Here is a 14829-nt window from a genome sequence, read left to right as displayed (position 1 = left end):
ATCCGGTCAGGCCTCCATGCCTGAAGGGGTCGACAGCCGCGGAGGGCCGTGAAGGGGTGCTGTAGGGTGGACGGCGTGGACGCTGTCGCACCAGATCGGCTGGCGTTCTGCCAACACCGGCAAGAATTGCAGGTCTGTGTGATTCAGGTCAAGACGAATGCGCCGTTTCGCGACAGCGGGCTTGTGCGGCAAAACGAATCATGCTGAGGCTCGCGCCGATCCCGATGGCGGGAACGGGTTTGCCGCCGTCATGTCCGCTCGGAGCTGAGGCTCCCGGAGACGATCGCCTCCACTTCCGCTTCATCGGCAGAGGCGTCGTCGACGAACCGCTGCCACGTTTTGACGACCTGAAAGCCCATGTCCAGATAGAGAGCGACCGCCTGTTCGTTCTCGGCCGTGACCTCGAGCGAAACCCGCCGTGCGCCGGCCGCCCGAAAGCCCTGCATCGCTTTCAGGACGAGGGCCCGGCCGAGGCCGCGGCGGCGATGCTCGGGGATGACGCCGACGTTCTGGATGTTGCCGCAGTGGCGGGAGACGAGAATCCCCTGCACGCCGCCGCACGGGATGGCCGCGTCCTGCGAGGCGTGGCCGGCGACCGCCACGAGCCATGTCGCGCCGGGCAGGAAACCGGAGTGCTGGGAGATGTCGAACATCAACCGGCGGCAACCGGCGCGGTCGCCGAGGCAGGGGAAGACGCGTCCGTCGAGGTCGTTGACGAAGCTCTCGTACTTGACCCGCGCGTGGACGAGGCAGCGGCCGGGGAGCCAGCACTGCCACTGGTAGCCGGGGGGGAGCTCGGGCTCGGCGAGAGCCTTTCGCCGGACCTCCAGCTCCATCTGATACCGGCGATAGGTGGCAACCGTCACAGAGGGTGTTCCTGGTGCGATGTACTTGGCATCGTACCGCCGTCCCGAAAGGGTGCGGAAGGCTGAAGGGAGAAGGTGCGTTTGCTCAATGTTGGTCAGGCATTGCTCCCCAACCGGGTCCAGGGGCACCCTGGTGGGGAGTGCAGAGGGGCAACGCCCCTTTGCCCGCCGGAGGCCTGGCCATCGAAAGTTGTCTGAAGCGCGCAGTGTCCAAGCGCGGACAACGTGCCGTATGCCTCCTCACCAACCCGCGGGGATTGCAAAGCGAGCGGTGAGTCCTCAACGCCGGTACCACAAAGGGGACATCCGTTGTGTCCCACGGTTCCTCATGGAAGCGCCTCCGGCGGCAAGGGGGCATGGCCCCCTTGACCCCAGGCTGCCGTAGCACGTTGGGTTTGAGCGAGCACAGTCGTGTCGGCAAGAACATCGTGCGAGCCAACGGCATAAGGCATTTCACCTCCTCAATGCCCCGGACAGACGAGGACTTGCGGCTCTCCGGCTACCATCCATCGGCACGTTCTTGTTTCCCTTCGCAGTGGTCTCGCATGCCCAGCGTCCCGGTGAATTCCCTGACACTCATCCTCTATGTGGCGGTGGCGCTGCTGCCGGGATGGATCCTCGGACCGGGGCGGGCCGGAAGCGGGCGATGGGTTCGGCTCCTCGCCGCGGTACTTGTAGGGGGCTCGACCGGAGCGCTGCTGGGGCCGGCTACTCTGGAGTCGGGATACCCGCTACCGCAGGCCGTTCTGGGACTGTGCGGGGCGACGGTCCTTTTGGCCGAAGGGGTCGCCGGCCGCGGGGGACCGTGGGCTGGGTGGATCGCATTGTTCGTGTACCTGGCGACAGTCGCGAGCGACTTCCAGGACCGGACGGGCGAGACGATCCCCGCCGCCGGATGGATCATCGTGGCGGTTGTGGCGGGGCTTCTGGCCCTGACGGGGCAGAGACTGTGGCGCGGCATCTGGCGGACGGGTCGAGGGGAGCCGTTGCCCCCGGAGGGGACGACGGCGAATCCGCAAGGCGGAGAGGAGCACGCCGAAGCGTGAACTCCAACGGGCTGGTCGCGGAGTTCGACGGAACTCTATAACCCCGTCCGACATGGACGGTCCTCCCAGTTCGACAGCCCCGGCTACGGCCGACGCGTCCCCCGCGTCGACCCGTTCGACGCTCGCCAGCGTGCGGCTGGTCAGCATCTGCACGCTCCTCAGCCGTGTTCTCGGCCTGGGGCGGGAGATGGCCATGGCGTGGCTGTTCGGCGCCGGAACGGTGTCGGATGCCTTCACGCTCGCGTTCCGGATCCCGAACGTCTTTCGGCAGCTCCTCGGCGAAGGGGCGCTGACGACGGCGTTCCTCCCCCGGTTCGTTCAGGAGCTGGAGCAGCGCGGCCCTGCGGAAGCCCGCCGGCTCTCGTCGGGCGTCCTGTTCACGCTGGCGGCGCTCTTGGTCGTCTTCGTTCTCATGGCCGAAGGAGCGATCGGCCTCGCCTTTCTCCTGGGAACGTGGAGCGAGCGGACGACGCTGCTGCTGCAGTTGATCGCGATCCTGCTTCCTTACCTGCTGGTCATCTGTCTTTCGGCGCAGCTGTGCGCCGTGCTGCAGTCGCTGCGGAGCTTCTTCTGGCCGGCGATGATCCCGGTGCTGCTCAACATCGCCTGGATCGCGTCCACGTTCGTCGCTCCCTGGGCCTCGGCGGACTCGGCCCATCGGATCCAGCTCGTCGCGGGGGGAGTCGTCGTCGGGGGGGTGGTGCAGTTGCTCATTCCGTACGTCGTGCTGGCGGGTCGCGGTTATGGTCTCACGTCGGACTGGCGAGGGGTCTGGCCGCAGGTGCGGGCGGTGTTTGCCGCCATGACGCCGGTCCTGGCGGGAGTGCTGTTGAGTCAGGCCAGCACCCTAATGGACACCTCGCTGGCGTGGTGGCTGGCCGATGGAGAGCGAACCGCCATCGGATCGACCTCGACGGTCACCACAGGAACCGCCGCGGCCCTGTACTACGCCTACCGGTTGCTGCAGTTCCCGATGGGGGTCTTCGGCGTGGCCCTCGGGACCGTCCTCTTTCCGGTCCTGACGCGGTCAGCCAAGCGGGAGGACTGGACGCTCTTCCGCCGCGACTACGGGCATGGCCTCGAGATGGCGCTGGCGATCGGGATCCCGGCCAGCGTGGCGCTCGTGCAACTCGCGGCGCCGCTGACGCAGGTGCTGTTCGAGCGGGGGAACTTCGACCGCCACGACTCAGCCCTGACGGCGCGGATGGTCGTCGGCTACGGCGTGAGCGTCTGGGCCTCGATCGCGGTGCTGATCGTGAACCGCGGCTTCTATGCGGTCGAGGACCGGCTGACTCCGGTCCGGATGGCTTCGATCGCCGTCGCGCTCAACCTGGTGCTGAGCCTGTCGCTCGTGTTCCTCGTCGGAGGGGACGGCCTCGCGTGGGCCAGCTCGATCTCCGCGATCGTTCAACTGGGTCTGTGCGTCTGGGCCGCAACAACCCGGTTCGGAGCATTCGACGCCGCCTCGATCGGCCGGACGGTCGGAAAGACGCTCGCAGCGTCGGCAGGGATGGTCGTGGTCTGCTACCTGTTGAGCGGGGCATTCACAGGCCCCAGCCGCATGAGCGCGGCGGGGCTGGCGACGGTCTGCGTCGCCGGCGGGGGAACGTATCTGGCGATCGCGCACCTGATCGGCCTCACGCATCCGGCCGAACTCCTGTATCCGCGCCGCCGCCGTGGAAACCAGGACACGGACGACGAAGACGTTCCCGTCGAGATGGTTTGAGCTCCCACGGTGCGGTGTCCTTCGGATTCGTGAGTCGAGAGTGGGTCTTGCGCCTTAGCTATGCTCGCTCAAACCGCATCCACGCTGAGGACTCCGTCACACCGCACCGCTGGCTTTGCACTCCCCGCGGGTTGGTGAGGGGGCATACGGCACGTTGTCCGCGTTTGGACACTCACTCCTTCAGACAGCGTCCGACGGCCAGGCCTCCGGCGGGCAAGAGGGCGTTGCCCCCTTGCATCCCCCACCAGGGTGCCCCCTGGACCCGGTAATTGACTTCACCAGCGTTCAACCGGTCCCGCCGGGACGGGGATGTGCATGTCAGGAAGCTCGCCCGTCCGGTTGCCGCGGGAAGGGCCCTCTTCCCGGATCCCCGTCAGAACGTCGGCCACCTCGCCGCAGGTCTGGGCGACCTGGAAGGCGTTCCGCAGGTGAGCCCGGACGTGCATCGACTTGAGATACCAGTGGGCCATCTTCCGGAAGGCAGGAAGCGCCCGGTATTCGCCGACGAGATCGACGAGGTAGCGGAACTGCCGCGACATCAGCTCGAGGCGGTCTTCGAACGAGCCCGCGGGCGAAAAAGTCCCCGTCATCTCCTGCTCGACGAGCTGGCGGAAGATCCAGGGGTTGGCGAGGGCGCCGCGGCCGATCGAGATCCCGTGACAGCCGGTCTCGCGGAACATCTCGGCCGCCTGCGCGACCGTCCGGATGTCACCGTTGCCGATCACCGGGATCCGCTGGACCGCTTCGACCACCTGCCGGATTCCCGGCCGGCTGACCGAGCCTGAGAACCCCTGGGCCCGCGTGCGGCCGTGGATCGCGATGGCGGCGACGCCGGTCTGTTCGAACTCGCGGGCGAAGAACGGGGCGGTGATCTGCTGCTCGTCCCAGCCGAGCCGCATCTTGACGGTGACGGGGATCCGGACCGACTCAACGACGGTCCGGACGAGATCGATCGTGTCGGTGGGGCGGCACATCATGGCCGAGCCCGCGCCGCCCCCCGTGATCCGCTGGACCGGGCAGCCCATATTGATGTCGACCGAGTCGACCCCCTTGCCTTCCAGGAGCTGGGCCGCGTCGCGCATGACCTCGGGCTCGCCGCCGAAGATCTGGACGGCGAACGGCTTGTCCTCCGCGCAGGTGGCGATGAGCTGGAGAGTCTTCTGACTCCCCTCGATCAGGCCGCGGGCGCTGACGAGGTCCGTCGTGCCGAGACCGAGTCCGCCGATCTCGTGGCAGATCCGTCGGAACGGCAGGTTCGTGAACCCGGCGAGCGGCGAGAGGAGATACCGCGTCGGAAGACGAAGCGGACCGTAGAAGAGAGGCTGAGGACTCACGCGAAACTTCGGGAAGCTACTTGGTGTCCTGGATGTGGCAGACCACGCAGGAGAGGGCGAGGGTTTTGGCGTCGTTGACCATGGCGGCGCTGCGGTTCTGCCAGGTGCAGACTTCGCCCGCCGCGGGCCGGGACGGTTTCTGAGCGGGCAGCAGGAGCGCCATCGCCAGGGCGCCGACGAGGGCGCCCCCCATCGAGGCGAGGAGGCTGCGCCGCAGCGGAGTGCCGAGGAGCGTGCGGGGCCGGCCGAGCCGCTGGGCGGAGCGAACGGCGAGCGCGACGGTCTCGGTGTCGGCGGCGGTCCGGGTGGCGACCGCTTCGCCGCTCATCCAGGGGGGGACGGGTCCCGTGAGAAGGTCGACGGCGGGCGCGAGGGTCTCGGCCATCTGGCGGCAGCGGGGGCAGTCCGCAAGGTGGGCGGCGAGCTCGGGGCTGTCCTTCCGCCGGGCGTCGGTCATGCAGTCGAAGGCTTGATCGCAGGTGATCATGTTCCACTCCCCGGGACGGGGTCCGGATCTCGGACAGGTTCCACGCGGCCCTGGCGGGCCAGTTCGGCGAGGCGTTCGAGTCCACGGCGGACCCGGACTTTCGCTCCGCTGACGCTGCTGTTCATGGCCGCGGCGATCTCTTCAAAACTCAGTTCGCCGAAGAACCGCAGCCGGAGGGCGTCCGCTTCCACTTCAGGAAGGTGGGCGAGCCAGGCGTGGAGTTCTTCGCGGTCTTCGGATCGTTCGGACTCGGCGGGAGTCGGCGATGTCCCCAGGGAGGCCGTGGAGGCGACGAGGGGTCGGGAGCGTTTGGCGTGGGCCTTGCGGCACGCGTTGAGGAGGATGGTCCAGATCCAGGTGCTGAGGGCGAACCGGGAGTCGTAGGACGCTCGTGAAACGAAGACGGCGAGGAAGGTTTCCTGGACGGCGTCTTCGGCGGCGGTGCGGTCGCCGAGTTTGTTGGCGGCAAAGCGGAGGAGCCGGGGCCGGAAGCGGTCCACGAGCTGGGCGAACAGATTATGTTCGCCCGCCTGGACGCGCAGCATGAGTTCCCGGTCGTTGGGGGCCATGCAGGTATTTCAGCGGGTGGTGGACGGTTGGGGCAAGGGTCGTTTGGGAGAATGTGGTGGTCGTAAGAAAGTGTTCGCGGCAAATGGACGACCCCCATCCACCGGGTCCAGGGGGACCCTGGTGGGGAGTGCAGAGGGGCCTGTGTTGTTTTCTTGGCCCCCCTTTGCCCGCCGGAGGCTTGGCCGTCGAGAGATGTCTGAAGGAGGGCGTGTCCAAGCGCGGACAACGTGCCGGATGCCCCCTCACCTCTTCGCCGGCCAGGGGTGCGAACAGTGGTTGGGCGAGGTTTTCTGTGAGGGCGTTCGCGAAGTGCGTCCCCAAAATCCTTCGATTGTCAGGTTTGCGGGTCCGTGGCGAGGCGGGGTCGTTGCCGCTGGCCCGTTGGTCGGAGCGCGGTATCTCCTTCTTTCTCCGTGATCTCTATGCCTCTGTGTTTCCCTCTTCCGGAAGAGTTTTGAAACACAGAGAAACGGAGGACGCAGAGAAGACGGCGAGGGGAATGACGCGGTCGCTCGCTGCGCGGCGTCGAGGATTGATCGGCCGCGGGAGCCATCGCCGCGGCTCGGCTGGAGCCTCGCCCTCCCAGGGGACGGGTCGCGCCAGGCGGCTTTCCTCTTCTTGTGGCAAAAGCTGCCGACGGACGGGCTCGCGGTGATTAGAAAGCGCGCTAAACGACCAAATCCCGTTCCCCCCTCTCCGGCCGAGCTGATATCACCCGATCCCCACGACTTGCCCCGGAGAGCAACATGACGCGATTGACCCTGGGACTCCTCCTGATTCTCGTCAGCTTCAATGGATGCGCGGCGATCTCCGCCATCAGTCCGTTCAGCGTTCCGGAGCAGTGGGAACCGACTTCGGCGAAGTGAGGGAAGTTGTGAGTTCTCAGTTGTCAGTTTTCAGTCAGGACCGGGAAGGCGGACGTTCGACGTCGACCTGCGGCTGCAGCGCCTGGCTGATGACTGAAAGCGGACGACTGAAAAACTGAAAACCCGCCCGCAAGGGCCTAACGCACGATCAGCGGGTTCGATCATGTCCCGGTTTCGTTCTGCCCTGGCCCTGCTGGGGCCGTTCGTCCTGCTCGCCTCCTCTTCGGGATGCGAGATGGGGAACCAGTATTTCCACATGGACAGCAACTCGCCGACGCCGTTCTTCGGGTTCGATCTGATTCCGCGCCGTTCGACTTCGATGAAGCAGCGGGCCGAGGACCAGAAGTCGATTCAGCTCGCGACCGACGGCACCCGGGCGCTGGAGTATGCCAGGGTGCGGTAGACGGACGGTAAGCGGGGCGAGCGGAATGGTTCATCCCGCTGGCTCAAACAGTGTCCTTGCCGGGACGACTCGATAGCTCAAACCCAACGTGCCACGGCAGCCTGGGGTCAAGGGGCCAAAAAACAACACAGGCCCCCTTGCCGCCGGAGGCACTTCCCTGAGGAACCGTGGGACACAACGGATGTCCGCTTTGTGGAGCCGGCGTTGAGGACTCAACGCCCGCTTTGGATTCCCCGCGGGTTGGTGTGGGGGCATACGACACGCTGTCCGCGCTTGGACACGTGCTCCTTCAGACATCTCTCGACGAGAGGGCCTCCGGCGGGCAAAGGGGCGTTGCCCCTCTGCACTCCCCACCAGGGTGCCCCTGGACCCGATGACTGGGCACTTTGAGTCGCGCATCCCCCCTACGAGAACCGTGGCCGCGGCGCTCCCGAGGGAAACATTCGCTGATTGGAGGCCGGCCGCAGGAGGACGCGGGCCGGGGCGCGCTTCTTCTGATTCTTCTGATTCTTCTGATCCTTCTGATCCTTCTGATCTTCGGCGGCTGGCGGTTTCTGAGCCGGGGCCGCAGAATCGCTGGCCGGACTCGGCGTCGGAACGTCCTCCCGCAGTGGCACCGGCGAGGGTGCCGGCCCGGCGACGCGGAGCTCGAACCGCTGCCGGACGATCGGAATCGCTTCCGGCGGACAGTCCGGGTAGATCGTGCACTCGCCGCCGATGAGATGAGCCACCGGCCTGCCGTGCCAATAGAGAATCCGGTTCCCAGCCGTGCTGGGAACCCGAGCGTGGTCGGTCAGGATCCCGACGAGATTGAGCGGATCGGCGGCCGAGATCGCAACCGCGGGAGAGACGGCATCCCCTTTGGCCGGGGCCTCGCGCAGGTCGCGGAGCGTCCGGACCGTATCCGAGAGCGCGAACTGCTCGCCCGCCACCCCCTGAATGAACCGCCCGCCGCGGATCTCCCCGCGGGCCTCAAGGCGGCGGAAGTGCTGCACCAGCTCCCACCATGCAGGGGTTCCCTGCTCCCGGGTGAGTAGGTCCTTGAAGACCACGCCCCAGCGGCGGAGAAGCTGCCAGGCCCACTCTTCGACAAAGGTCCGCCGCTCATCGGGCGTTGGCTCCGGCATCTCGGTCGCGAGGCGGGTCGGGACGAGCGTCCAGCGGCCGGTCGAGGAAGCGCGGCGGTGCCGCACGACCTTGGGGCCGGTCCTGGCGGCCCCGGACTCGGACGAGCCTTCCCGCACAAGCGCGCGGAGTCCCGAGAAACCGTCGGAGGTGACGACGCCGCGGGCCACGAGCTCGCCGAGCGCGTCGTCGAGCTGAGCGGGGAGCATCCGGGTCGCCGAAAGAAGATCGGTGGCGAACATCGCTCCGCCGCGCTCCAGGTGCTCGACGAGCTCTTGAGCGGGGGTGCTGAGCGAGTCGCGGGGGCAAGGCTCCGCGCCGGTCATCAGCCAGCCGAGGTCTTCGCGGAGGAAGAGCGAGATCGGGGCGACCCGGGTCAGGCTCGCCATCGGCCGGGCCTTCTCCGGATCGCGGCCCGGCGGGTGGAGCCGGGTCCAGCCGACTTCCCCCGTGAGACATAGTTCGTCGAGCCATTCGCGGCGGTAGTTCTCGACTCGCGCGGGAAGGATGTCCCGCTCCCAGGCGACCGCCGGGATATCCATCCCCTGAAGCTGGACGATCGCGTCAAAAGCCCCCGTCGATTCCTTCCTCCGCGCCCCCGGCAGCACGCACTGGTGCTGGAACAGGAACCGCATAAAGGTCGGGACGTCCACCGGCTCGATCTCGCGGCGGAGCCCCGCGACGGTCTTGCGGTGGATGCGGGAAAGGAGCCGGCGATGGCACCACTCGACATCCGTCGCCCGCGGATCGCCGGCGGGATCATAGGCGGAGCCGTTGCGGAACCGGCCCCGCAGGACGATCCCTTCTCCTTCGAGCGCTTCGAGGCAGGCGAAGACCTCGTTCTCCGCGAGCCCCATGACGCCGGCGAGCTCGTGCGCCGTGACCGGTCCGGCGATCTCCATCGCCCCGCGGATGAGCGTCAGCCTCGCTTCGACGTCGGTCCAGTCGTGCCGGACCGAGGCCGGTGCGGTGAGCGGCGGTTCCGCGAGCGCCTCCGGGAAGATCGCCCGCAGCGCCGGCCAGCGCTCGGCGCAGGTCCACCCTTGCAGGCCCGAGGGGAGCGTGACCCTGGCCGCCCGTCCGTCTTCGATCAGGCGGTCCGCCAGCGGGACCCACTCGATGGGGGCGAGAAGCTGCGGGGGACTGCGGAGCGTCGAGACGAGCTCCGGAAGCGGAACGAAGATCCGGCTCTGCAGGACGTCGTGCAGGTCGTCCGCGTTGCGGATGAGCGGCCGGGCTTCCTCGATCACCTGGGCGATGGCGGCCGGATCGAGGCGGCCCAGGTCGCGGGCGCTCTCGACCGAGACCGACCGCCGCGTCTGCGCGGTGCGGGCCCGCCGCTCCTGGACTTCGCCCCCGTCGAGGAAGGCGTAGGGGTTCGAGTTCAGCAGCTCGTAGGCGAACGGCGAAGGCTCGCGCGTGTCGCGGGCGACGAACGTGATCGCGCCGCTTTCGACTTTCCCGAGAACATCGAGGAGACCGTCGAGATCGAGCGCCTCGTGGAGGCAGTCCTCCATGGTCTGCTGGACGAGCGGGTGGTCGGGGATCTCGTGGTCGCCGACGATGTTCTCCTGGCAGCCGGTCAGCTTGGGGAAGACCGCCGTCAGCAGGTCGTCTGAGCGGAACCGCTGCAGAGCGGGCGGAACCTTCTTGCCGTTCCGCATCCGGGACACCTGCAGGGCCCGGGTTGCGTTCCACCGCCACCGCAACTGGAACATCGGGACCGCCAGGATCGCCTGCTCGAGGAGGTTGCGGGCGTTGTCGGTCCGCATCATCGGGAAGAGGCTCTCGATCGGAAAACTGTGCTGCGGGCCGAGCGAGAGGATGAAGCCGTCGTCGTCCGCGGTCGCCTGGAGCTCGAAGTCGAACGAGCGGCAGAACCGCTTCCGCATCGCGAGGCCCCACGCGCGGTTGATCCGGCTGCCGAACGGGGCATGAACGACGAGCTGCATCCCGCCGGACTCGTCAAAGAACCGCTCGAAGATCACCCGCGTCTGCGTCGGGACGAGTCCGACCGCCGCCTGCTGGGCCGCAACATACTCGACCATCTGTCCCGCGGCGTGCGGGGTGCAGTGCGTTTCGTCGACCAGCCACCGCACGAGAGCGGCGGGGGGCGCCCAGGGGGCGGCGGTTTCGTCGTCTGAGCTCGGCAGCCCGGCGGCGGGGAGGGCTTCGCGAATCCGCGTCTCCAACTGCTCTCGGAGCGCGGAAATCTCCTCCGAGAGCTCGATCGTCCGGCCGGGAGCTTCGCCGCGCCAGAACGGGATCGTCGGCGGGGCGCCTTGGGCGTCGCCGACGATCAGGTCATTCCCCCGCAGAGCGAGGATCCGCCACGACGTGTTCCCGAGCAGAAAGATGTCGCCGGCCTGGCTCTCGATGCCGAACTCTTCGTCGACCGAGCCGACGACTGTCTGCTCCTGGTCGAGGACGACGCGGATCTGGTCGACTTCCGGAATCGCCCCGCCGTTCGTGGTGGCGTTGATCCGGGATCCGGCCCGCGATCGGAGGCGGCGATTGACCTGATCGTGATGCAGCAGCGTCGTTCCGCGGCCGGCTCCGGTCGTGAGCCCTTCGCTGAGGAACGTCAGGATCTTGTCGAACTGCTCGCGGGGGAGATCGCGATAGGGGTACGCCCGGCGGGTGAGGTCGAACAGTTCGTCGGTGGACCACTCCCGGGCCGCGACTTCGGCGACGATCTGCTGGGCCAGGACATCGGCCGGGGATTCCGGGATCGGGATGACGTCGAGCCGGCCGGCGCGGATGGCGCGGATCAGCCCCATGCACTCCAGGACTTCGTCGCGCGTCAGAGCGAACAGCCGCCCCTTGGGGACGAGGCCGAGGGCGTGCCCGGAGCGGCCGATCCGCTGCAGGAAGGTGGCGATCGAACGCGGAGAGCCGAGCTGGATCACGAGGTCGATGTAGCCGACGTCGATCCCGAGCTCGAGGGACGCCGTCGCCACGACCGCCTTGAGCTCGCCGTTCTTGAGTTTCTGTTCCGTCGAGAGCCGGATGTCCGCCGCCAGCGAGCCGTGGTGGCTGCCGACCGCTTCGTCACCCAGAAGCTGCGTGAGCTGATAGGTGACCCGCTCCGCCATCCGCCGCGTGTTGACGAAGATCAGAGTGCTGCGGTGGGTGTTGATGAGCTCGACGATCCGGGCGTTGACCTCCGCCCACTGCTCGTGCGAGCAGACGGCGCTGAGCTCCGACGGCGGGACCTCGATCGCCAGATCCAGCTCCCGCTGATGGCCGACATCGACGATCGCACAAGGCAGAGGCTCGGTCGGCGGCGTCTCGGCCGGCCGGGCGCCGATGAGGAACTCCGCCATCCGCTCGATCGGCTTCTGCGTCGCCGAGAGGCCGATCCGCTGGAGCGGTCTGTTCGTCAGGGCCGCGAGGCGCTCCACCGACAGCGAGAGGTGCGAGCCCCGTTTGTCGCGGACAAGGGCGTGGATTTCGTCGACGATCAGGGTGTCGACGCTCCGCAGGACCTCTCGCGCCCGCTCGCTGGTGAGCATCAGGTACAGCGACTCGGGAGTCGTCACCAGGATCTGCGGCGGGTTCTTGACGATCGCCGCCCGCTTGTGCGAGGGGGTATCGCCGGTCCGCAAGCCGACCCGGATCGGAGGGACATTCAGGCCTTGCGCGGCCGCTTCGGCATAGATCTCCTGGAGCGGTTGCTCCAGGTTCTTCTGCATGTCGTTCGAGAGAGCCCGGAGAGGGGAGACGTAGATGACCCGGATGCCGGGCTTCGGTTCCGCGGCGAGGCTCTCCTCGGCTTCGTCGTCCTCGACTTCATCCGCGGGATTCCCCTCGGCAGCTTCGCGGAAGAGGCGGTCGATGACCGCCAGGAACGCCGTCAGGGTCTTGCCGCTCCCGGTCGGGGCGGCGATCAGCGTGTGCTTTCCCGCGGCGATGTGCGGCCAGCCCTGGGCCTGCGGGTCTGTCGGATTCCGGAACCGCCGCTGAAACCACTCCCGGATCACGGGATGAAAGGAGAATCCGTCCATGCGAGAGCTGATCATGCCGCTTATGATACCCGCCCCGTTTCCCACCGCGTAGTCCCCCCCTTCGCCCGCGCCCCTGCGTCCCCTTCAAATGGCTGTCGTCTCAAGTGCCGCCGCCGCGGTTTCCACGCCGACCGAAGTTCCGGGGCGGCCGCCGCTTTCGGCATGGGCCCTCCTGGGACTGCAGATGCTGGCCGTGGCGGGCGTGCTGTGGCGAACGGGAAAGCTGGCGCCGCAAGTCGTTCGGGACACGGTCGGTTACGCGAACTTTCCCTGGGACTCGCTTCGCGGGGCACTGACAAGCATCCGGACTCCCGGCTACCCGGCGTTCCTGAAGCTCGCCTCGCTGTTCGGCGGGGACCATGCCGTGGTGCCGACGCTCCAGATGCTGGCTTACTTCGGGGCCGCGGCGGTGTTCCTGGCGGCCCTTCGCCGTGCTGCTGCCTCCACGGGGATCGCGCTCGCGGCGGCGAGTTCGCTGCTCTACGCCAACATCCTCCACGGTTACGTGGAAACGGTCGCGACCGACACGCTCGCGGCGGCGCTGGGGATCCTGGCCTGCGCCGCCACGATTTCGTTTTCGGTCCGAGGCGGCGTCTTGTCCGGGCTTCTGCTGATCCTGTCGGCGACGGCCGCGTGGCTGGTTCGACCGGCCTATCTTTTTGTCATCGTGCTCTGTCCTGTTCTCGCCGTGCTGGCGTCGTCGGTGGTAACGCCCGCGACGAGGCGGTCGCGATGGGGATTGCTGATTCGTGTCGGGCTGATGGTTGTGCTTCCGCTCCTGGCGTACTGCGGCTTGCGGCAGGTGGTCGTGGGGCAGTTCGGGATCGTGTCGTTCGGGGGGTACAACCTCGTCGGGATCACCGGGCAGTTTCTGGAGGAGGGGGACATGCCCCGGCTGCCGGAGGACCTGCGGCCGATCGCGGCCGCGGCGCTGGAGCACCGCGTCAACGAAGCCCCCCGCGGCCCGTACGCCGCGGAGCCGCGGCTGCACTACCTGCGGATGGAGAACGACTACGACCCGACGATCTGGTCCGACTTCGTCCCCGCTGCCGAGCATGTCGCCGGCGACGGACAGCCGATCAACGGGCCGCTGCGGCGGCTCGGGACGGCTCTCCTGTTCCAGCACCCCCGCGACTACGCGGTCTGGGTGGTGAAAGCGACGCGGCAGGGGGCCAAGAAGCTGGCGTGGGACATTCTCGACAACCCCATGGCGCTGCTCGTCGTGGGGCTTCTGGTGGGAGCGGTTCTGTGTCGGCTTCTGTTTGCGGCGGACTCGTGGCCAGCGTTCGAGCCCGGACTGAGACTGCTCGTCGGGCTCGCGCTGCTGTACGCCCTTCTCAACCTCGCAGTCGTCATTCCCGTCTGCCCGCCCCTGGGGCGGTTCACGGATGCCGCGGGGGTGTTTCTGGGGGCGCCGGTCTTCGCCGGATTGGTGAGCCTCATCAGGACCGGCGAGCGGCAGGCGTCAGCCCGCTGATTCCGCACGACAACGACGATGTGATCAGTGGGCTGACGCCCACCGCTCGCCGGTCATGGTCGGCTCAGTCCCAGAGGGCTCGGACGCCAAAGAACGCCGTGTCTTTGATCCGGCGGGCGATCTCGTGCGAGAGGCGGATTCGCGAGTCCGTGGCGTAGGTCATGCTCAGCATGATCCGAAGTTCGCCGTCTCCCAACGGCGTCGCGCAGTGCCGGATGCGGGCCCCTTCGAACAGGATCAGGGAGTTGGCGGCGGTACTGAACACGGCGTCCTCGTTCCCCGGACGCTGCTGCTTGAGGAGGCTCTGCGAGACGCCGTCTCCCGCGGCGCTCCGGTTGATGAGCGGGATCAGGACCGTGAAGTGTCGGCCGCGGTAGAAGTTGTGGTCGTAGTGCCAGCCGATGTGGTCGCCCGCTTCCGTGTACATCAGGACCGAGCAGGAGCTCTGATCATGGTCCCCGGTCGGGCGGACTTCCGAACCGATGAGGTCTGACAGGTAGTCCTGCAGGACGCGGGAGTGGTAGATCGAGAGGCAGATCGGCAGGTGGCGGTGGACCCGCTCGTAGCAGATCGTTCCCCCCTTCTTGTGGCCGGGGACGTAGCTGCGTTCGATCAGGGAGCGATGCTGCGCACACTCGGCCAGGGCGGCCTGACGGGTCTCTTCGGTCAGGACTCGGTCGATCCGGGCAATCGGTTCGCGGGCGAAGGCTTCGCGCGTGGACTCGGCCGGGGAGGGGAGGTCGAAGCCGACGTGTTGGCGGGCGATGAGGGAGGTTCGCTCGCTGGCGAGGCGGCGATAGAGTTGGACGCGGTTCCATCGATGCCAGGCCAGGCACCCTGTCGTCGGCACGGCCACCGCCGTCAGCAAGGTCCACCACATCGCTCGGACTCTTCCTGATGAAGACGAGAGCGTCCTGCTCTG

General features: G+C 67.6%; 10 protein-coding genes. 4 read left to right on the top strand and 6 right to left on the bottom strand.

Annotation, left to right across the window (positions count from 1 at the left end):
• Window positions 1-248 precede the first annotated feature (248 nt).
• Complete coding sequence (locus VT03_RS11330; protein ID WP_231870645.1) at window positions 249-866, bottom strand: GNAT family N-acetyltransferase; 618 nt, start codon at window positions 864-866, stop codon at window positions 249-251.
• Between the two features lie 545 nt (window positions 867-1411).
• Between VT03_RS11330 and VT03_RS11325 the strand changes: the two genes are divergently transcribed.
• On the top strand, window positions 1412-1912 hold the full coding sequence (locus tag VT03_RS11325; RefSeq protein ID WP_075093085.1) for a hypothetical protein: 501 nt from the start codon (window positions 1412-1414) through the stop codon (window positions 1910-1912).
• 52 nt (window positions 1913-1964) lie between these two features.
• Complete coding sequence (gene murJ / locus VT03_RS11320; RefSeq protein ID WP_075093084.1) at window positions 1965-3638, top strand: murein biosynthesis integral membrane protein MurJ; 1674 nt, start codon at window positions 1965-1967, stop codon at window positions 3636-3638.
• 275 nt (window positions 3639-3913) lie between these two features.
• On the opposite strand, the gene dusB is transcribed toward murJ, so the two are convergent.
• From dusB to VT03_RS11305, 3 genes are read right to left on the bottom strand one after another with little or no spacing between them, the layout of a single operon-like run.
• On the bottom strand, window positions 3914-4972 hold the full coding sequence (gene dusB / locus VT03_RS11315) for a tRNA dihydrouridine synthase DusB (protein ID WP_075093083.1): 1059 nt from the start codon (window positions 4970-4972) through the stop codon (window positions 3914-3916).
• 16 nt (window positions 4973-4988) lie between these two features.
• Window positions 4989-5459: a hypothetical protein gene (locus tag VT03_RS11310; RefSeq protein WP_075093082.1), complete on the bottom strand. Its 471-nt coding sequence runs from the start codon at window positions 5457-5459 to the stop codon at window positions 4989-4991.
• Window positions 5456-6028, bottom strand: a complete 573-nt coding sequence (locus VT03_RS11305; RefSeq protein WP_075093081.1) for an RNA polymerase sigma factor — start codon at window positions 6026-6028, stop codon at window positions 5456-5458. The genes VT03_RS11310 and VT03_RS11305 overlap by 4 nt, the downstream gene beginning before the upstream one ends.
• Before the next feature lie 1030 nt (window positions 6029-7058).
• On the opposite strand from VT03_RS11305, the gene VT03_RS11300 reads away from it, so the two are divergent.
• Window positions 7059-7298 (top strand): hypothetical protein, encoded by a 240-nt coding sequence (locus tag VT03_RS11300; RefSeq protein WP_075093080.1) that lies wholly within the window; start codon window positions 7059-7061, stop codon window positions 7296-7298.
• Window positions 7299-7702: 404 nt separating this feature from the next.
• On the opposite strand, the gene VT03_RS11295 is transcribed toward VT03_RS11300, so the two are convergent.
• Window positions 7703-12445: a DEAD/DEAH box helicase gene (locus VT03_RS11295; RefSeq protein WP_075093079.1), complete on the bottom strand. Its 4743-nt coding sequence runs from the start codon at window positions 12443-12445 to the stop codon at window positions 7703-7705.
• A gap of 73 nt (window positions 12446-12518) precedes the next feature.
• On the opposite strand from VT03_RS11295, the gene VT03_RS11290 reads away from it, so the two are divergent.
• On the top strand, window positions 12519-13907 hold the full coding sequence (locus VT03_RS11290) for a hypothetical protein (RefSeq protein WP_075093078.1): 1389 nt from the start codon (window positions 12519-12521) through the stop codon (window positions 13905-13907).
• Between the two features lie 64 nt (window positions 13908-13971).
• On the opposite strand, the gene VT03_RS11285 is transcribed toward VT03_RS11290, so the two are convergent.
• Window positions 13972-14787, bottom strand: coding sequence for a hypothetical protein (locus VT03_RS11285; protein ID WP_075093077.1), 816 nt, complete (start codon window positions 14785-14787; stop codon window positions 13972-13974).
• Between the last annotated feature and the right edge of the window lie 42 nt (window positions 14788-14829).

Source organism: Planctomyces sp. SH-PL14, assembly GCF_001610835.1.
Taxonomy (GTDB): Bacteria; Planctomycetota; Planctomycetia; order Planctomycetales; family Planctomycetaceae; genus Planctomyces_A.
Note: the sequence above shows the minus strand (reverse complement) of the source record. Positions and strands in the feature narration are given on the sequence as shown.

What these genes read in the sequence shown, in the direction of transcription:
- VT03_RS11325 (WP_075093085.1), top strand. Translation starts at nt 1,412, where the DNA reads ATGCCCAGCGTCCCGGTGAATTCCCTGACACTCATCCTCTATGTGGCG.
- murJ (WP_075093084.1), top strand. Translation starts at nt 1,965, where the DNA reads ATGGACGGTCCTCCCAGTTCGACAGCCCCGGCTACGGCCGACGCGTCC.
- VT03_RS11310 (WP_075093082.1), bottom strand. Translation starts at nt 5,459, where the DNA reads ATGATCACCTGCGATCAAGCCTTCGACTGCATGACCGACGCCCGGCGG.
- VT03_RS11305 (WP_075093081.1), bottom strand. Translation starts at nt 6,028, where the DNA reads ATGGCCCCCAACGACCGGGAACTCATGCTGCGCGTCCAGGCGGGCGAA.
- VT03_RS11300 (WP_075093080.1), top strand. Translation starts at nt 7,059, where the DNA reads ATGTCCCGGTTTCGTTCTGCCCTGGCCCTGCTGGGGCCGTTCGTCCTG.
- VT03_RS11295 (WP_075093079.1), bottom strand. Translation starts at nt 12,445, where the DNA reads ATGATCAGCTCTCGCATGGACGGATTCTCCTTTCATCCCGTGATCCGG.
- VT03_RS11290 (WP_075093078.1), top strand. Translation starts at nt 12,519, where the DNA reads ATGGCTGTCGTCTCAAGTGCCGCCGCCGCGGTTTCCACGCCGACCGAA.
- VT03_RS11285 (WP_075093077.1), bottom strand. Translation starts at nt 14,787, where the DNA reads ATGTGGTGGACCTTGCTGACGGCGGTGGCCGTGCCGACGACAGGGTGC.